This is a genomic window from Pilimelia columellifera subsp. columellifera (assembly GCF_039532605.1).
Classification (GTDB): domain Bacteria; phylum Actinomycetota; class Actinomycetes; order Mycobacteriales; family Micromonosporaceae; genus Pilimelia; species Pilimelia columellifera.
This window is the reverse complement of record NZ_BAAARY010000001.1, coordinates 537,595-554,328: the sequence shown is the minus strand read 5'-3', so window position 1 is coordinate 554,328 and position 16,734 is coordinate 537,595. Positions and strand designations below refer to the sequence as shown.

The following is a 16,734-nucleotide window of genomic DNA, read 5'->3' as shown; positions in this document are numbered from 1 at the left end:
CGCTCCCGCTCATTTGCCGTCCCAGGTCAGGGCCGGATGACCTCGACGGCCATGTGCGAGTCGTCGAGCCACAACGAGGTCGCCCCGTTCACGACAGCCGCCTGGGTGCTGACGACATAGTTTCCGGCGGGCAGATAGTTGGAGCTGCGCTCCATCGCGTGCCCTTCCCAACTGCCGTCGGTGGAGTCGATCGCGAAGTTGGTCCCGGCGGCCGGGTTCAGCTCGACGGTGAACCCTGGCGCGCTCGTACGGGTCGCGATGATCCGCAACGAGCACCAGCCGGCGCTCGCCCCCGAACACATCGTCTCGGCCGTGTAGCGGGCGTCGATCATCCGCCGCGTTCCCGGCGGGATCCGCACCGCGACCCGGGCCACGTCGGTGAACGCCGTCGAGGTGATGTTCTGGACGCCGTCGTTGCGGGAGAACGACTGGCGTTCGGTGAACGTGCCGGTGTTGCTGGTCAGCGCCGCTGCTGCCGCGGTGCCGGTGAGCATGATGGCGGCCGCGCCGGCGGCGCCGAGCATCGCCTTCCTGGTTCTGGTCACTGCGATCTCCTCTTCCCCTCGGGCCACCACCTGCTGCTTGGTGGTGGCCGACGAAGGTAGGAGAAGGCCGGTTCGCCGCTGATACGCCGGACCGCCGCCCAACCCCGTCCGCGCCCGGAGCGCACGGCGCGGCCCGGCCGACGGTCAGGCCGGGACAGCCACCTCGCCACGTACGGCCGCCAGCGCGATGTCGGAGCGGTGGTGGCCGCCCGGCAGGTCGATCTGCCCGACCAGCGCGTACGCGGCGTCACGCGCGCCGGCCAGATCGCCGGCCGTCGCCGTCGCGCAGAGCACCCGGCCGCCAGCCGACACGAGGGCGCCATCGGTCGTGCGCGTCGTCCCCGCGTGGATGACCCCCGGACGGTCCGCCCCGGTGATCTCGTCGCCGACGCGGGCCGAAGCAGGGTAGCCCTCGCTGGCCAGGACGACGGTGACGGCCGCCCCGCCACGCCAACGCAGCGGCGGGTGCTCAGCCAACGTGCCGGTCGCGGCCGCGTGCAGCAGCTCCCCCAGGGGGGAATCCAGCAACGCGAGCACCACCTGGGTCTCCGGGTCGCCGAACCGGGCGTTGAACTCGATGACCTTGGGGCCCTGGGCGGTGAGCGCCAGACCGACATAGAGCAGCCCGACGAACGGTGCGCCCCGGCCCCGAAGCTCGGCCAACGTCGGGTGGACCACCGTCCGCATGACCTCGTCCACCAGCCCGGGCGGCGCCCACGGCAACGGCGCGTAGGCGCCCATGCCGCCGGTGTTCGGGCCGGTGTCGCCGTCGCCGACGCGTTTGAAGTCCTGGGCGGGGACCAACGGCACGGCGGCGAGGCCATCGGTGACCACGAACAGCGAGACCTCGGGCCCGGCCAGGTGCTCCTCGATGACGACCCGACCGCAGTCGACCGCGTGGGCCAACGCCGCCGCCCGGTCGTCGGTGACGACGACACCCTTGCCTGCGGCGAGCCCATCGTTCTTGACCACGTACGGCGCGCCGAACTCGTCCAGCGCCCGCGCCGCCTCGTCAGCGCTCCCGCAGGCGAACGCCCGGGCAGTGGGCACCCCGGCGGCGATCATGACGTCCTTGGCGAACGCCTTGGAACCCTCGATCCGGGCCGCTGCCGCGTCAGGCCCGAAACAGGCGATCCCCTTAGCCCGGACGGCATCGGCGACGCCGGCGACCAGCGGCGCCTCCGGCCCGACGATGACGAGGTCGGCTCTCATCTCGGTCGCCGCGGCCGCCACGGCGTGGGGGTCGGTGAGGTCGACGCTGCGCAACTCGGCGACCTCGGCGATGCCGGGGTTGCCGGGGGCCGCGACGAGCCGCTCGACGCTGGGGTCATCGGCCAGGCTGAGGGCGAGCGCGTGCTCGCGCCCGCCGCCGCCAAGAAGAAATACGCGCACAGTCCCCCACCCTACCCACCCCCCGACCCCTCCCCCACCCCACCAACCCGAGCCTTGTTGATCATGATCTCTGCGGGCGGATTGGGTCGTATTCACGCGCACAAGTCATGATCACCGCAGCGTCTGGGAGAGGGCGCGGTGGACTTGGGTGGGGATCTGGGTGGGGGGAGTTAGGTCCTGCCAGGTGAAACGGAGCAGGCGCCAGCCGGCGTTGACGATGCGGTTCTGACGAACGCGGTCAGCGAAGACAGCTTCGGGTCCGCTGTGGCACGCCGCCCCGTCCGCTTCGACGACCAACCGCGCCTGCGGCCAGGCGAAGTCAGCGCGTGCCACCAGCCGGCCGTTGTCGTCGCGGATCGGCGCCTGCAGGACCGGAGCAGTCAGACCCGCATCGAGCAGGCGCAACCGCACCCGGGTCTCCAACCGGGACTCGGCACGTCCGTCCGCCAGCCGAAGCCGGGCCCGCGCCGCCACGGCGCCCCGACGACCGCGCAGCATCGACGGCAGGAGCGCCAGATCAACAGCGCCGATGACCTTCTGTCGCAGCGCCGCGTCCACGGCGCTCACCGCGCTGTCACGGTCGCAGCGCAGGAGCAGATCAGCCAGCGTCGCCAGCGGGGTCGTGGCCGGGATCCCGAACGCGGCGCCGACCCGGTCGGCTGGCAACGCCAGCTGGTGCAGGCGCAGGCCCTGGAAATGCCGCAGTCGACGCGCCCGGGCCGGCGGCAGCGACATGTGGACCAGGGTCGATCCCGGCGGCCTCGGCAACCCGTAGAGCTCAGCGGCGGTACCCAGCACCGCGACAGCTTCGGGGCCCAGCGACAGGCTCACCGCCCTGACCCGGGCCAAGCTACTGGGGTCGTCCGCGCCGACGAGATAGCAGCGCGGAGCTATCCGCCGCCACCGGCCAGAGCCCACCAACTGATCGACCGTGTGCCGGTCCAACCCACAGGCGAAACACTGCGCCCGGGTGATGACCCGGTCCTGAGTCGCCGCGAGCCGCCGCGCCCGCTCCTGACCATCCATCCCCCCACCCTGCGCCAACCACCCCAACCCCGAACCCCCACACCCCCGCCCTGTGGATAACCCGCCCCCCTGTGGAAACCCCACCCCGGAACCCCGGAGCGTTGATCATGACTTCTGCGGATGAATCGGCCGTGATTCATCCGCAGAAGTCATGATCAACGCCGAGAACCCGGGGGCTGGGGAAGGGTGGGACGGGGTGGGGTGGGTTAGGCGGGGAGGAGGGGGTGACGGGTGACGTTCTCCTCGCGGCCGGGGCCTACGCCGACCAGTGAGACCCGGGCGCCGCAGAGCTGCTCGATCCGTTCAATGTAGGCGCGGGCGTTCGGCGGCAGATCGGCGTCGACGCGGGCCTCGGAGATGTCCTCCCACCAGCCCGGCATCTCCTCGTAGACGGGGGTGGCGTGGTGGTATTCGGTCTGCGTCGTGGGCATCTCGTCGACCCGCTTGCCGTCGACCTCGTACGCCACGCAGATCGGCACCGTGTCCAGTCCGGACAGCACGTCCAACTTCGTGATGACCAGGTCCGTGATGCCGTTCACCCGCACCGCGTACCGGGCGACGACGGCGTCGAACCAGCCGCAGCGGCGCTCCCGGCCGGTCGTCGTGCCGTACTCGCCGCCAATCTTGCGGATGCGCTCGCCGGTCTCGTCGTGCAGCTCGGTCGGGAACGGGCCGGCGCCTACGCGCGTCGTGTACGCCTTGGAGACCCCGATGACCTGGGTGATCGCCGTCGGCGGGATGCCGGCGCCGACGCAGGCGCCGCCGGAGGTCGGGTTCGACGAGGTGACGAACGGGTACGTGCCGTGGTCCATGTCGAGCATGGTGGCCTGGGCGCCTTCGAGGAAGACGGTCTCGCCGCGGTCGAGGGCGCCCCAGAGCAGGGCGCGGGTCTCGACGATGTACGGCAGCAGCCGCTGCGCGTACTCCAGGTACTCCTCGACGACCGCGTCCAGCTCGATGGCCTTGCGGTTGTAGATCTTCGTGAGGGTCTGGTTCTTCTCCCGCAGCGCCATGTCAAGCTTCTTGCGCAGGATGCCCGGGTCGAGCAGGTCCTGCACCCGGATGCCCATCCGGGCGACCTTGTCGCCGTAGGCGGGGCCGATGCCGCGGCCGGTGGTGCCGATCCGGGCCGAGCCCAGGTACCGCTCGACGACCCGGTCCAACGCCCGGTGGTGCGGCATGATCAGGTGCGCGTCGGAGGAGATCTTCAGGCGGCTGGAGACGTCGACGCCGCGCGCGGCGAGCCCGTCCAGCTCGGTGAGCAGCACCTTCGGGTCGATGACCACGCCGTTGCCGATCACGATGGTCGCGTTCGGCGAGAGAGCGCCGGACGGCATCAGGTGCAGCGCGTACTTCTGGCCGTCCGGGGTGACCACGGTGTGACCGGCGTTGTTGCCGCCGGAGAACCGCACCACGTAGTCGACCCGCGCTCCGAGCAGATCGGTGACCTTGCCCTTGCCCTCATCGCCCCACTGCACGCCCAGGAGCACGATCGCTGGCATCTTTCCCCACCTCACCGGGGGCCCGGGCGCCAGGTGGCGACCGCTTGGCGAGCCCGATGTGCCAGGCTAACAAGCCCGGCGATCTCTGGTGGCACAGCCATCCCCCGCAGCTAGGAGGCCCCCCGTGGACGACGTCGTCATCCTCACTCTCGGCGACGACGTCGGCGGCGGTTGCGCCGGCGGCTGCTGCGGTGACGACGCCGGCTGCGGCACGCCCAAACAGCGGGTGCCGGTCCTGGCGTGCGCGGACGCGCTCACCGCCGCGGGCGCCCGGGTGGAGACGATCACCGCGAGCTCCGACGCCGATATCGACGCCGTCATCGCCCGGCTCGACGGCCCGGCCCGACCCGACGGCCTGACCTGGCCGGGAGTCACCGGTCCCCGCCTCATCGTCGCCGCGGCGGCCGATGGACAGGTGCGGGCGGTCGTCCGCCGGATGGTGCGCCGCTACGCGCCGCCGCCTAGCCGTCGGCCCGCCGACCTATCGCCCACCCGTACCGTGCCGGACCTGCCGCCGATCGGCGTCCTGCCGCTGGACCCGGCAGGCGCCGACGCCCCGAATGACCTGGCCACCCAGCTCGGACTGCCGCGCGACCCGGCCGCGGTGGCCGCCGCAGCGCTGGCCGGCAGGATGCGCCGGGTCGACCTGCTGCGCACCGACGGTGGGTCGGTCACCCTCGACGGCGCCCTGATCGGCTCCGCCGACGGCGCCGGACGCTCGCTGCCGTGGCACGGCCGCGTCGAGGTCGACGACGCGGTGCTCACCGACGGCGCCGACCCGGTGCTGGCGGCGGCGATCGTCAACGGCGCCGGCTACGCCACCGTCTCCGGCGTTCCGGTGATCAGTGCGCCGGATGCCGCCGACGGCCTGGTGGACGTCGCGGTGGCGGTGCCCGCCCGCGCCAGGGGCCTGTTCGGACGCCGTCGGCCACGGGTCGAGATCCGGCGGGCCCGGGGCCGGGCGGTCTCGGTGACCCCGTCCGCCGACGGGTTGCCGTTCGTCGACGATGGCGTGTCGGGCACGTTGCGCCGCAAACGTGCATGGTGGATGGAGGCCGGCGCCTGGGCGGTGTACGCGAGCTGACCGCTGTGTCAGGCTGGCATCGGCGAGGGGAGGCCAGATCGTGGAAGATCCGTATCCGGAGCAGGTGTACGTGCCAGCGGCGCGTCGGCAACCGACTGAGCCGGGGCTGTGGCCGCCGGACCTGGCCGCGGACGCCGACGACGAGCTGCGACCCACCGGACCCGCGCCTACCGGATTCCGCGGCCGGAGCGCGGTGACGTCCGATTCCCCGTGGAGCCTCCCGCCGCAAGGGACGGCGCCGCCCGCCGCCGGACGCCAGTGCGGTCCGGCCGCCTCCGGCTCACCCGAGCCGCCGGCCACCGGATCGCGCCGAGCGTCGCACGCCGCCGACGACGACGGGTCGATGGTGGACGCATGGCTCGCCCCGCCCCGGGAATGGCCGTTCACCGACGGGCCCCGGCCGGACGTCCCGACGGACCGAGACCCCGCCACGGCCACCGGACCCGCCCACCCGCACCCGCACGGCAGGATTCCGGCGCCGCGGACCGCCGCCGAGCCGCCCACGGCGCCGCCGGTGGCCGAGGCCGACCCGCAGACCCGGTCCGAGCCGCCGCCCACGGCGCCTGGCGTCGTCCGGGTGCCGACCGCCGACGACTTCGCCCGACGCCGCGCGGCCCGGCCACCGGACCCGTTGGCGAACACCGGTCCGCGGGCGGCGCTCAGGAAGGCGACGCTGGGCCTGGTGAAGCTCGGTCCGGGCGCCCGGGAACAGGAGCAGCGGCGGTACGTGGAGATGGTCCGTCGCAACTTCGGCGGCCTGCGCCAGGTGACGGTGGTGAACCCCAAGGGCGGCGCCGGCAAGACGGTGGCTGTGCTCCTGCTGGCGATGACCTTCGGCCAGCGGCGTGGCGGTTACGTGCTGGCGTGGGACAACAACGAGACCCAGGGCACCCTGGGAATGCGGGCCCAGCAGGACTTCCACTCCCGGACGGTGCGGGACCTGCTACGGGATCTCGGCCAGTTCGCCGGCGCCCAGGGACGGGTGGGCGACCTGTCGCAGTACGTGCGCGCCCAGGGCGAGGGGATGTTCGACGTCCTCGCCTCGGACGAGTCCGCGACAGCCGGCGGGATGCTCACCGCGCACGCGTTCGGCGAGCTCCGCGAGGTCGTCTCCCGGTTCTACAAGTTGATCTTCGTGGACACCGGGAACAACGTCCGGGCCGACAACTGGCAGGCGTCCATCGACGCCACTGACCAGCTCGTCGTGACGATGTCAGCCCGCAACGACTCGGCCGAGCCCGCCGCCCGGATGCTCGACCACCTGGAGCAGACCGGCCGGGAACGCCTCGTCCGACAGGCGATCACCGTCGTGTCGATGCCCCCGACCCGCAAGGACATCGATCTCCCGGGCATCCAGGCGCACTTCGCGGCCCGCACCAGGGCGGTCCTGCTGGCCCCGTACGAGAAGCTGGTCGACTCCGGAGAGCCGGTCCGGTACGGCCAGCTCTCCCAGGCGTCACGCGACGCGTGGCTGACGATCGGGGCGGCGGTCGCCGAAGGACTGTGACCGGCGTCAGCCCCGGGTCATGTGCAGGACCTCCCAGACGTGACCGTCCGGGTCCTGGAAGCTGCCGCCGTACATCGGGCCCTCGGCGGACGTCGGCTGCCACGGCTTGCCCCCGGCGGCGATCGCCGTCGCGATCATCGCGTCGACCTCCTCCCGGGTCCCGGCCGAGATGCAGTTGAGCACCTCGGTGGTGCGGTGGGCGTCAGCGATCTCGGTGGTGATGAAGTCCCGGAACTTCGGCTCGGTGAGCAGCATGAGGATGATGTTCTCCTCGATCACCATGGCGGCGGCCGTCTCGTCGGTGAACTCCGGGTTGTTGCTGAATCCGAGCGCGCTGAAGAAGTCCATCGACCGCTTCAGGTTCTTCACCGGCAGGTTGATGAAGATCATGCGCATGCGGAGCTCCCCTCGCTGATGCCGCGCCACGGTCGGCGCGGGCCGTCAGTGGCAGTGTCCGCCACGGGTGGGCAGCTGTCAGGCGTTCCCGAGGGCGTCACCGGCCACCGGATCGCAGTCTCGGAGAAACTGCGCGCACCGGGCCGCCTCGTCGGCCTCGCCGATGCTCTCGGCGGCTCGGGCCAAGGTGCTGAGGCAGCGCAGGAAGCCACGGTTGGGCTCGTGCGACCACGGCACCGGCCCGTGTCCTTTCCAGCCGCTGCGGCGCAGCTGGTCCAGGCCCCGGTGGTAGCCGGTCCGGGCATAGGCGTACGCGGCGACCGGCTGATCGGCCTCGAACGCCCGCTCGGCCAGCGCCGCCCACGCGGCGCTGCTCGTGGGGTGCTGACCGGCCGCCGCGGCGTACGCGTGGTCGACGTCCAGGCGGGTGGCCTCGGCGACCGCGGAGTCAGCGGCGGCGTCGGCGGTGAGCAGGGTGGCCGGCGGCGGAGGGAGGAGGTTCTGCATACGGCCCATTGAACCAGGCAGGATGACCACATGCCGACTCCACCGCCGAGCGACGTCGTCGCCCTGCACGACACCTCCGACCGCGAGGTGGAGACCATCGCCGAGCTGTCCGGGCACTTGGCCCGCAGCTCGTTGGCCGGCCTCACCGTCCAGGGGCTGCGTCTGGACGGGCCGGACGCCCCCGACCTCAGCGGCTGCGACCTGACCGACGCGCTCTTCCTGGGTTGCCGGTTCGCCTCAACTGATGTGGAGGCCGACCTGGTCCGTCGCGGAGCGCATGTCGTGCCCGGCTTCCCACAGGCCCCCTACGCCAGTCAACCGACCCATCTGTACACCGCCGACGAGCTGGCCGGCGGGTTCGCGGTCGGCGGGTTCGCCGGCATGCTCGACACCGCCGTGTACGAGCACTTCCGCGCCAGCGGCGGGGCGACGCCGCAGGTCCGGGAGGCGTTGGCGCAACGGATGCACGACCACGGCATCGACAACGCTTTGGCCGACGCCACCCGCGGCTGGCTGGCACGGCACGGTCCGGCGTCGGTGGTGGGCGTCATGGGCGGGCACGCCGAGCCGCGCGGCAGCAACGCGTTCAAGATGGCGGCGACATTGGGGTGGGAGCTGACCCGTGCCGGGAAGCTCATCGTCACTGGCGGTGGCCCCGGGGTGATGGAGGCGGCGAATCTGGGGGCCTTCTTCGCCGCGCGGACCGCCGCCGAGCTGGCCCACGCCACCGACATCCTGGCCTCGGCGCCGAACTTTCACGACCATGAGCCGTTCACCGCGGCGGCGCTGCGGGTGCGGGCGGAGTTCCCACCGCTCGCCGACGCCGGGCCGGACGCCTGGGCACGGCGCGGGGGACTGTCCATTCCGACCTGGCTGTACGGGCACGAGCCGGCGAACCTGTTCGCCGGCGCTATCGCCAAGTACTTCTCCAACGCGATCCGCGAGGACACGATCCTGCGGCTGGCGCGCGGCGGCATCGTGTTCGCCGCCGGGCGGGCGGGCACTGTTCAGGAGGTGTTCCAGGCGGCGACCAAGACGTTCTATGCCACTGACGGCGCCAGCGGCCCGTACGTGTTCCTCGATCGGGAGTTCTGGACATCCACTCTCCCGATCCAGTCCCTGCTGACGCCGTTGTTCCAGCTCTCCCCGTACGGGGACCTGTCCACGTCGGTGCACGTCACCGACGACGTCCATGAGGCGGTAGCCGTCCTTACCGGCGTCGCGCCGCGCCCCTGACCTGCCGGGTGAAGCCGGCCGCTCAGGTGGACCTCATCCCCGCGTGCGCCAACCGCAGCCCGCTCAGCAGGCCGAGGTGCTCCTCTTCGTCCAAGCCGCCGATGGACAGCAGGATGATCTCCTTGTTCGGCAGCTGGACGGCAAGCGCCCGCTTGAGTCGAGTCACCTCAAGTACCTTCGAGTAGGACCCGTAGCTGACCTCGAGCGCGGGCAGGCCGCCAGCCGTCACCGTGCGGTCCTGACGTTTGACCACACCCTCCTGCGCCTTCAGGTGCCCGTCGACCGCGGCCTTGAGCTCAGCTCCCGGTTCGTCCTGGCGAAACACCTGCATGAGGCCCAGCACACCGGCCGGTTTGGCGTCGATCTCGCAGGCGACCGTGAAGCCGCCCTCTCTGGCGAGGTCGTCGAGCGGCCCGCCGTCGAGGGTGGTCTTCTTGATCTTCCAGTCTTTGGGGGCGGCGAACGAGACCGGCAGCTCGCAGGTCGAGCCCTTCGGGCCGACCGGATCACCGGCGGCGGCGGGCCTGGTCTCGTCCCACCACGGTTTGCCCCGCCGCTGGTCCGGCAGCGGCGCCGCGCCAGCGCCGGCGCCGTCGGGGTCGCTCGCGGGCCCGCTGATGGACGGTGCGGCTGAGGCGCCCGGAGCGCCACCGGTCGCGCGCGCGGGACCCTCGTCCTTGCCGCACCCGGAAATGGCGATCACCCCCGCCACCGCAGCAGTCAGGAGTCGCATCCGCTTCATCGTCGCCGCCTTCACCAGTCCCACCGAACAAACGGTGGAACAGTAGTGCGTCGATGTCATCGGAGCTGTCCGCAATCCGACACTCCGACGTTCGTCACACGCCCGCTGAGCCGGTCCGCCACAGCGCACCCCGGGACCGCCGTCCGATCGGACTACTTGATCTTGGCGCCGGCGGAGCGCAGGTCCTCACAGGCACGGACGACCCGGGCCGCCATCGCCTGCTCGGCGGCCTTCCCCCAGGCGCGCGGGTCGTACAGCTTCTTGTTGCCGACCTCGCCGTCCACCTTGAGCACCCCGTCATAGTTGGCGAACATGTGCGCCGCGACCGGGCGGGTGAAGGCGTACTGGGTGTCGGTGTCGATGTTCATCTTCACCACGCCGTAGTCGACCGCGTCGCGGATCTCCGACAGCAGCGAGCCGGAACCACCGTGGAAGACCAGGTCCAGCGGCTTCTCCCGGCTCAGTCGGGCGCCGACGGCGTCCTGGATCTCCTTGAGGATCTCCGGGCGGAGCTTGACGTTGCCCGGCTTGTAGACGCCGTGCACGTTGCCGAACGTGAGCGCGGCCATGTACCGGCCGTTCTCGCCGGCGCCGAGGGCGTCGACCATGGCCAGACCGTCCTCGACGGTTGTGTACAGCTTCTCGTTGATGGCGTTCTCGACGCCATCCTCTTCGCCGCCGACGACCCCGACCTCGATCTCGAGCACAATCTTGGCGGCGGCCGCCTCGGCGAGCAGCCCCCGGGCGATCTCCAGATTCTCCTTGAGCGGCACCGCGGAGCCGTCCCACATGTGCGACTGAAACAGCGGGCTCTCGCCGCGCGACACCCGCTCCCTGGAGATCGCCAGCAGCGGCCGGACGAACCCGTCCAGCTTGTCCTTGGGGCAGTGGTCGGTGTGCAGCGCGATGCTCACCGGATACTTCTTGGCGACCTCGGCGGCGAAGGCGGCGAAGGCCACCGAGCCGGTGACCATGTCCTTGACGGTCGACCCGGACAGGTACTCGGCGCCGCCGGTGGAGACCTGGATGATGCCGTCGCTCTCCGCCTCGGCGAAGCCGCGCAGCGCGGCGTTGAGCGTCTGCGACGAGGTGACGTTGATCGCGGGGTACGCGAACGCGCCGGACTTGGCGCGGTCCAGCATCTCGGCGTAGACCTCAGGGGAAGCAATGGCCATCGGTGCTCTCCTTAACTACCACGAATCGGGTCGCCCGGGCGGGTGTCTCTTCCGCCGGCAGTATGCCATTTCCGGCGCGACGGAATGCTCGAGCGGTCCGCATACCGGGAAGTCTCGCCGTACCGTGGGGTACGGCAGCGTTCTCGCACGTCCCGCGCGAGCGGGATCACGACCGGGGGTCAGCAATGTCGCAGCCGCAAGAGGATCTCACGTTCGAAGCTCTTGCCCTTGAGGAGCGGCTGGAGCTGGCCGGACAGGACCCGGAGGCGCCTGAGGCCGACCTGTTCGAGCAGGCGATCCTGGCCAACCCCTCCGAGGAGACCGACGAGCCCCACCCGTTGCCCGAGGACGCCAGCGAGTGGGACGCCCACGAGCAGTCGATGATCGTCGGCCTGGACGACGACGACTACCGCTGACGTCCCGACCCCCGGCGCCTCAGGCTGGGATCGACATCTCGGGGATGTCGCCCTCGACAGTGAGCGCCGGCTCGGTCTTCGAGCGGACCTCGTCCACGGTCACGCCGGGCGCCAGCTCCCGCAGGACCAGCCCGTCGGCGGTGACATCGATGACGGCGAGGTCGGTGATGATCCGCTGGACGACGCCCAGGCCGGTGTACGGCAGCGAGCAGTCATTCACGATCTTGTACGAGCCGTCCCGGGCGTTGTGCTCCATGAGCACGACGACGTGCTTGGCGCCGTGCACCAGGTCCATCGCGCCGCCCATCCCCTTCACCATCTTGCCGGGGATCATCCAGTTGGCGATGTCGCCCGCGGCCGACACCTGCATCGCGCCCAGGATCGCCGCGTCGACCTTGCCGCCGCGGATCATCCCGAACGAGGTCGCCGAGTCGAAGAACGCCGCGCCGGGGCGGATCGTCACGGTCTCCTTGCCGGCGTTGATGAGGTCGGCGTCCTCGTCCCCGTCGAACGGGTACGCGCCGACGCCGAGAATGCCGTTCTCGGACTGGAGCACGATCTCCACATCCTCGGACACGTAGTTCGGGACGAGGGTGGGTAGACCGATGCCGAGGTTGACGTAGGAGCCGTCGGTCAGCTCGGCGGCGGCGCGGGCGGCCATCTGCTCGCGGGTCAGTGCCATGGCTCAGACCTCCGGGGTCGCGGCGGGACGGGGACGGACGGTGCGGCGTTCGATGCGCTTCGCGGCGGCCTGCTCCGGGGTGAGAACGACGACCCGCTGGACGAAGATGCCCGGCAGGTGCACGTCGTTGGGGGGCAGCTGGCCTACCTCGACCAGCTCCTCGACCTCGACAATCGTGGTCTTGCCGGACATGGCGCACAGCGGGTTGAAGTTGCGCGCGGAGTCACGGAACACCAGGTTGCCCTGACGGTCTGCCCGCCAGGCCCGGATCAGGCCGAAGTCACAGCTGATGCCCTCTTCGAGCACGTACTCGTGCTCGCCGAACGCGCGCACCTCCTTGGGCGGCGAGGCCACCGCGATGCTGCCGTCTGCGCCGTACCGCCAGGGCAGCCCGCCGTCGGCGACCTGGGTGCCGACGCCGGTGCGGGTGAAGAACCCGGCGATGCCGGAGCCGCCGGCGCGCATCCGCTCGGCCAGGGTGCCCTGCGGGGTCAGCTCCACCTCCAGCTCGCCGGACAGGTACTGCCTCTCGAACTCCTTGTTCTCGCCGACGTACGAGCTGGTCATCCGGCGGATGCGCTTCTCGCGCAGCAACAGGCCCAGGCCCCAGTCGTCAACGCCGCAGTTGTTCGATACGACGGACAGGTCGGTGGTGCCCTGGGCGAGCAGCGCCTGGATGAGCACGCTCGGGATGCCGCACAACCCGAAGCCCCCGACGGCCAACGTGGCGCCGTCGGGGATGTCGGCGACCGCATCGGTGGCGCTGTGGACGACCTTGTCCATAGGGGTCCCTCCTTCAGATGTGCGACGCCGTGACTCTATCGGGAGAGCCAGCCTGACGGGTACGGTCAGGTTCGCCCTGTGTTCGACCGGTTGCCCACCGCCGATGTTCGCCTGATGGCCACCGCAGCGAGGCTGGGTAGGCTATTTCGTCGTGGACACCGCCGAGAACACCCGAGCCGTTGCCGAACATCTGGCAGTCAACCCGCTGGACCCCAAGGCGCTGATCAAGACCTTCGGGTTGATCGGCATCTGGGCGATCCTGTTCGCCGAGACCGGCCTGCTCCTCGGGTTCTTCCTACCCGGCGACTCGCTGCTGTTCCTCGCGGGAATCGGGGCGTCGCCGATCGCCCAGGAGGCGGTCGGGACGACACTGTCGCTGCCGGGCCTGCTCATCGGCGCGCCGCTGTGCGCCATCATCGGGGCACAGCTCGGCCACCATCTGGGTTTCAGGTACGGCCGTCGCATGTTCGAGCGGCCGGAGTCACGGTTGTTCCGTGCCGAGTACGTGGAGAAGGCCGAGTTCTACTTCAACAAGTACGGGCCGGCGAAGGCCGTAGTGCTCGCCCGGTTCATTCCGATCGTCCGGACCTTCCTCAACCCTGTGGCCGGGATGCTCCACATGCCGACCCGGCAGTTCCTGCTGTGGAATGTCGTGGGCGCAGTGCTCTGGACCGATGGGATCATCTTGGCCGGTTATCTCCTGTCGGGACAGATCACCAAGATCATTGAGCCATCAGAGATCGACAAATTTATTCTGCCGGCCGTCGCGTTGATCATCATCATTTCGGTGGCGCCGATCGTGATCGAGATTCTCAAGGAGCGGCGGCAGCGGAGAATGATCTCTAACAACAGCTGACACATGCCAAAACACTCCGCGCGTCACGAACGACGTCGCGCGGAGTGTTTCGGTCACGCAGAAGCGCGCCCGGGTCAACGAGCTTTCTTGGTCGCCCGCTTGCGCGGCGGCGTGAGCAGATCAGCGATCGTCGCGATCGCGGCCGGCACCAGACGGTAGTACGCCCACACACCCTGCTTCTCCCGGTCCAGCAAGCCGGACTCGGTGAGGATTCGCAGGTGGTGGCTGACCGTCGGCTGGGACAGACCCAGCGGTTCGGTCAGCTGTGCGACGTTCGCCCGACCTCCGGGCGCCGCCTGGATCAGACTGAGCAGCCGAAGACGCGCCGGATCGGCGAGCGCCTTCAACACTCCAGCGAGCCGCTCAGCATCAGCTCGCTCAATCGGCTCACCGGCGAGCGGCGAGATTTGAGGCAATGTCACTTCGGCCAACGCAGTTCCCACGAACCCCATCCTTCCACCAACAGCATCGACCTGCCTGCATATCAGCAGGTCCGATCCGGCATTTTTCTAGGCCGTAAGGCCGAGTTCCTCCAACGTAAAGGCCGAACGGTAGGGCAACCCCACGCCCTGCACCGCCTGACCCGCGCCCCGGTCCACGATGACCGCGACGCCAACCACCTCAGCCCCAGCCTGCTGTAACGCCTCGACGGCGGTAAGCACGCTGCCACCGGTGGTAGAGGTGTCCTCGACCGCCAGCACCCGGCGTCCCTTCACATCCGGCCCCTCGATCCGGCGTTGCAGACCGTGGGTCTTCTCCGACTTCCGGACCACGAAGGCGTCCAGCGGACGGCGCCCCGTGCGGGCGGCGGCGTGCAGCATCGCCACCGCCACCGGGTCGGCGCCCAGGGTCAGGCCACCGACCGCGTCGTAGTCCAGGTCCTCGGTGAGATCGAGCATCACCTCTCCAACGAGCGGGGAGGCCGCATGGTGCAAAGTCACCCGACGCAGATCGACGTAGTAGTCGGCCGTCCGCCCCGAGGAGAGCACGACCGACCCGTGGACGACGGCCAGGTCGTTGATGTATTTGCGCAGATCGTCGCGGGGGTCCATGGCGAAAGGGTACTCACACAAGGGGGTGTAGCGGGTGCGGACCCCCACCATCAGAGTGACCGAACAAACACAGGGGGTCCGGTTATCCGGTTGCTAATCTTCGCGTCGTGTCCTTTTGCGGGCCGAACTACTCATTCGGTACACCAGCCGGCGTGGCGCGTATCGCAGAAACGACACCAGCGCCCGGTAGCGCAGCGACGGGATGCTCACCCGGCGCCCCCGCTCCAGGTCCCGCAACGCCCGGTCGACCAGCCAGCCGGCGTCCAACCACAGTCGCTGCGGCATCGCGTCGGTCGTGATGCCCGCGCGCTCGTGGAACTCGGTCCTCACCAGACCCGGACACAGCGCCAGGACCCGCACCCCACGCGGACGCACCAGCAGATCGATCGACTCGCTGAAGTTCACCACCCACGCCTTGCTGGCCGGATAGGTAGAGCCCGTCATCGGCGTGAACGCCGCCACCGACGCCACATTGATGATCGCGCCAGCGCCACGCTCGGTCATCCCGGGCAGCGCGGCATGCGCCAGCCTCAGCACCGCCCGGACGTTCAACCGCAGCAGATGCTCCTCTTGCTCCACCGGGTTGCGCAGCACTGACCCACGCAGCCCCAGTCCAGCGTTGTTGACCAGAACATCGATCGGGTTGCGCTGATCCGCCACCCGCGCCTCGACCGACGCGCAGCCGGCATCGTCGGCCAGGTCCGCCGCCAACACCTCGACGTCCACGCCGTGCCGCGACCGCAGCTCCCGCGCCAACGTAGACAGCCTCGCCTCGTCCCGGGCGACCAGGACGAGCGCGAGGCCATCGGCGGCGAGACGGCGGGCGAACGCCGCTCCGATTCCGGCGGTGGCGCCGGTGATCAGAGCCGTACGCCCGACCACGTCAGGAGGAGCTTCCGGAACCGGAATCAGACGAAGACGAAGACGAGGATCCGCCTGAGTCGGACGATCCGCCGGACGGCCCGTCGCTCGACGATCCGCCGCCCGGGGACCCGCCCTGGTCGGACCAGGGGCTGCCAGACTGCTGGCCCGGGTCGCTGTGCTGGCCCTGATCGGGCTGGTCAAGATCGCCGCCCGGGTGGCCGTAACCATGTTGCGGACCGTAACCATGCTGCGGTCCGTAGCCCTGCGGCGCGGTCGGGTAGCCGTGCTGGGCAGGCGGGTAGCCCGGCTGGGGGTAACCGGGCTGGGCGTACGGGGGCTGCCACTGCTCCACCGGCTTGCGGAAGAACTCGTTCGCCGGCGGCAGCGCCAGGAGGATCACCGCGGCCAGGATCGCCAGCACCACCAGCACCGTGGTCACGTTGCTGAACGGCATGTACCAGCCCGGCATGGCCTCGGTGATGACCTCGTTGATGTCAGGCTGCCCGGTGGCGTCCGCGTTCGCCTTCTGCATGCTCTCGGCGAGGCCGGAGAGGTTGAAGGCCGCGCCGATGCCGCCGCAGCAGGAGAACAGGCCACCCACGACCCAGGTCGTGATCCGGGCGCCGTTGCGGCCGCGGGAGTTGAAGTACGCGAGCAGGCCCAGCCCGAGCGCCACCACCGCGCTCAACAGGGTGGCGCCGATGAAGGCGAGGCTGGACATCGCGCCAACCGCGTCGGCGCCGGGCGTCCCAGCGGTGGCGTCCTCGATGGCCTGGGTCATCGTGCCCATGTACGCCAGGGCGACCCCGGCGCCGATGAGCTGGATGACAGCGCTCGCGTACAGCAACCCGCTCGATGCGGTCACCACACCTGGGCGCGCCGGACGGGGCGGCACGGCCGGCTGCGGCGTGCCCGGGTATGGATACGTCATGGGAGATCCCTCTCGTTCGGCGTTCGCCGCTCACCGTA

General features: G+C 70.5%; 19 protein-coding genes. 5 read left to right on the top strand and 14 right to left on the bottom strand.

Annotated elements, in window-relative coordinates:
* Positions 1–26: 26 nt before the first annotated feature.
* From ABD287_RS02590 to ABD287_RS02575, 4 genes are all read right to left on the bottom strand, one after another.
* Entirely contained in the window at positions 27–545 is a 519-nt protein-coding gene (locus ABD287_RS02590; RefSeq protein ID WP_344167471.1) for a hypothetical protein, read from the bottom strand.
* A 144-nt stretch (positions 546–689) separates the two neighbouring features.
* Complete coding sequence (gene purD, locus ABD287_RS02585) at positions 690–1,937, bottom strand: phosphoribosylamine--glycine ligase (protein WP_344167468.1); 1,248 nt, start codon at positions 1,935–1,937, stop codon at positions 690–692.
* 111 nt (positions 1,938–2,048) lie between these two features.
* Positions 2,049–2,963 (bottom strand): type IV toxin-antitoxin system AbiEi family antitoxin domain-containing protein, encoded by a 915-nt coding sequence (locus ABD287_RS02580; protein WP_344167465.1) that lies wholly within the window; start codon positions 2,961–2,963, stop codon positions 2,049–2,051.
* A gap of 206 nt (positions 2,964–3,169) precedes the next feature.
* Entirely contained in the window at positions 3,170–4,465 is a 1,296-nt protein-coding gene (locus ABD287_RS02575) for an adenylosuccinate synthase (RefSeq protein ID WP_344167462.1), read from the bottom strand.
* Between the two features lie 124 nt (positions 4,466–4,589).
* Between ABD287_RS02575 and ABD287_RS02570 the strand changes: the two genes are divergently transcribed.
* Both ABD287_RS02570 and ABD287_RS02565 read left to right on the top strand, forming a co-directional pair.
* Entirely contained in the window at positions 4,590–5,549 is a 960-nt protein-coding gene (locus tag ABD287_RS02570) for a diacylglycerol kinase family protein (protein WP_344167460.1), read from the top strand.
* A gap of 40 nt (positions 5,550–5,589) precedes the next feature.
* Positions 5,590–7,056 carry a MinD/ParA family ATP-binding protein gene (locus ABD287_RS02565; protein ID WP_344167456.1) on the top strand — a complete coding sequence of 489 codons (1,467 nt, stop codon included), beginning with the start codon at positions 5,590–5,592 and terminating at the stop codon, positions 7,054–7,056.
* Positions 7,057–7,062: 6 nt separating this feature from the next.
* Here ABD287_RS02565 and ABD287_RS02560 read toward each other — a convergent pair whose 3' ends face one another.
* Complete coding sequence (locus ABD287_RS02560) at positions 7,063–7,452, bottom strand: VOC family protein (protein WP_344167453.1); 390 nt, start codon at positions 7,450–7,452, stop codon at positions 7,063–7,065.
* 78 nt (positions 7,453–7,530) lie between these two features.
* Positions 7,531–7,959 (bottom strand): DUF3151 domain-containing protein, encoded by a 429-nt coding sequence (locus ABD287_RS02555; RefSeq protein WP_344167450.1) that lies wholly within the window; start codon positions 7,957–7,959, stop codon positions 7,531–7,533.
* A gap of 30 nt (positions 7,960–7,989) precedes the next feature.
* Between ABD287_RS02555 and ABD287_RS02550 the strand changes: the two genes are divergently transcribed.
* Positions 7,990–9,195, top strand: coding sequence for an LOG family protein (locus ABD287_RS02550; RefSeq protein ID WP_344167447.1), 1,206 nt, complete (start codon positions 7,990–7,992; stop codon positions 9,193–9,195).
* Between the two features lie 22 nt (positions 9,196–9,217).
* Here the strand turns inward: ABD287_RS02550 and ABD287_RS02545 are convergent, their stop codons facing one another.
* Entirely contained in the window at positions 9,218–9,961 is a 744-nt protein-coding gene (locus ABD287_RS02545) for a lipoprotein (protein WP_344167444.1), read from the bottom strand.
* Positions 9,962–10,089: 128 nt separating this feature from the next.
* Positions 10,090–11,112: a class II fructose-bisphosphate aldolase gene (fbaA, locus tag ABD287_RS02540; protein ID WP_344167441.1), complete on the bottom strand. Its 1,023-nt coding sequence runs from the start codon at positions 11,110–11,112 to the stop codon at positions 10,090–10,092.
* Between the two features lie 185 nt (positions 11,113–11,297).
* Between fbaA and ABD287_RS02535 the strand changes: the two genes are divergently transcribed.
* The gene (locus ABD287_RS02535) at positions 11,298–11,528 is read left to right on the top strand and encodes a hypothetical protein (protein ID WP_344167438.1); all 231 of its coding nucleotides are present in this window, start codon (positions 11,298–11,300) and stop codon (positions 11,526–11,528) included.
* Between the two features lie 19 nt (positions 11,529–11,547).
* Here the strand turns inward: ABD287_RS02535 and ABD287_RS02530 are convergent, their stop codons facing one another.
* Both ABD287_RS02530 and ABD287_RS02525 read right to left on the bottom strand, forming a co-directional pair.
* Positions 11,548–12,210, bottom strand: coding sequence for a 3-oxoacid CoA-transferase subunit B (locus ABD287_RS02530; RefSeq protein WP_344167435.1), 663 nt, complete (start codon positions 12,208–12,210; stop codon positions 11,548–11,550).
* Positions 12,211–12,213: 3 nt separating this feature from the next.
* Positions 12,214–12,993, bottom strand: a complete 780-nt coding sequence (locus ABD287_RS02525) for a CoA transferase subunit A (RefSeq protein ID WP_344167432.1) — start codon at positions 12,991–12,993, stop codon at positions 12,214–12,216.
* Positions 12,994–13,144: 151 nt separating this feature from the next.
* Between ABD287_RS02525 and ABD287_RS02520 the strand changes: the two genes are divergently transcribed.
* Positions 13,145–13,849, top strand: coding sequence for a DedA family protein (locus ABD287_RS02520; RefSeq protein WP_344167429.1), 705 nt, complete (start codon positions 13,145–13,147; stop codon positions 13,847–13,849).
* Positions 13,850–13,923: 74 nt separating this feature from the next.
* On the opposite strand, the gene ABD287_RS02515 is transcribed toward ABD287_RS02520, so the two are convergent.
* From ABD287_RS02515 to ABD287_RS02500, 4 genes are all read right to left on the bottom strand, one after another.
* Positions 13,924–14,301 (bottom strand): ArsR/SmtB family transcription factor, encoded by a 378-nt coding sequence (locus ABD287_RS02515; RefSeq protein WP_344167426.1) that lies wholly within the window; start codon positions 14,299–14,301, stop codon positions 13,924–13,926.
* 57 nt (positions 14,302–14,358) lie between these two features.
* Positions 14,359–14,901 (bottom strand): orotate phosphoribosyltransferase, encoded by a 543-nt coding sequence (gene pyrE, locus ABD287_RS02510; RefSeq protein ID WP_344167423.1) that lies wholly within the window; start codon positions 14,899–14,901, stop codon positions 14,359–14,361.
* A gap of 93 nt (positions 14,902–14,994) precedes the next feature.
* On the bottom strand, positions 14,995–15,783 hold the full coding sequence (locus tag ABD287_RS02505; RefSeq protein ID WP_344167420.1) for an SDR family NAD(P)-dependent oxidoreductase: 789 nt from the start codon (positions 15,781–15,783) through the stop codon (positions 14,995–14,997).
* Position 15,784: 1 nt separating this feature from the next.
* Positions 15,785–16,696 carry a hypothetical protein gene (locus tag ABD287_RS02500; protein WP_344167417.1) on the bottom strand — a complete coding sequence of 304 codons (912 nt, stop codon included), beginning with the start codon at positions 16,694–16,696 and terminating at the stop codon, positions 15,785–15,787.
* Between the last annotated feature and the right edge of the window lie 38 nt (positions 16,697–16,734).

Bases quoted from the DNA above. Each gene is read 5' to 3' on its own strand.
- ABD287_RS02580 (WP_344167465.1), bottom strand. From the start codon at position 2,963: ATGGATGGTCAGGAGCGGGCGCGGCGGCTCGCGGCGACTCAGGACCGG.
- ABD287_RS02525 (WP_344167432.1), bottom strand. From the start codon at position 12,993: ATGGACAAGGTCGTCCACAGCGCCACCGATGCGGTCGCCGACATCCCC.
- ABD287_RS02535 (WP_344167438.1), top strand. From the start codon at position 11,298: ATGTCGCAGCCGCAAGAGGATCTCACGTTCGAAGCTCTTGCCCTTGAG.
- ABD287_RS02500 (WP_344167417.1), bottom strand. From the start codon at position 16,696: ATGACGTATCCATACCCGGGCACGCCGCAGCCGGCCGTGCCGCCCCGT.
- ABD287_RS02555 (WP_344167450.1), bottom strand. From the start codon at position 7,959: ATGCAGAACCTCCTCCCTCCGCCGCCGGCCACCCTGCTCACCGCCGAC.
- pyrE (WP_344167423.1), bottom strand. From the start codon at position 14,901: ATGGACCCCCGCGACGATCTGCGCAAATACATCAACGACCTGGCCGTC.
- ABD287_RS02575 (WP_344167462.1), bottom strand. From the start codon at position 4,465: ATGCCAGCGATCGTGCTCCTGGGCGTGCAGTGGGGCGATGAGGGCAAG.
- fbaA (WP_344167441.1), bottom strand. From the start codon at position 11,112: ATGGCCATTGCTTCCCCTGAGGTCTACGCCGAGATGCTGGACCGCGCC.
- ABD287_RS02560 (WP_344167453.1), bottom strand. From the start codon at position 7,452: ATGCGCATGATCTTCATCAACCTGCCGGTGAAGAACCTGAAGCGGTCG.
- ABD287_RS02530 (WP_344167435.1), bottom strand. From the start codon at position 12,210: ATGGCACTGACCCGCGAGCAGATGGCCGCCCGCGCCGCCGCCGAGCTG.
- ABD287_RS02550 (WP_344167447.1), top strand. From the start codon at position 7,990: ATGCCGACTCCACCGCCGAGCGACGTCGTCGCCCTGCACGACACCTCC.
- ABD287_RS02515 (WP_344167426.1), bottom strand. From the start codon at position 14,301: ATGGGGTTCGTGGGAACTGCGTTGGCCGAAGTGACATTGCCTCAAATC.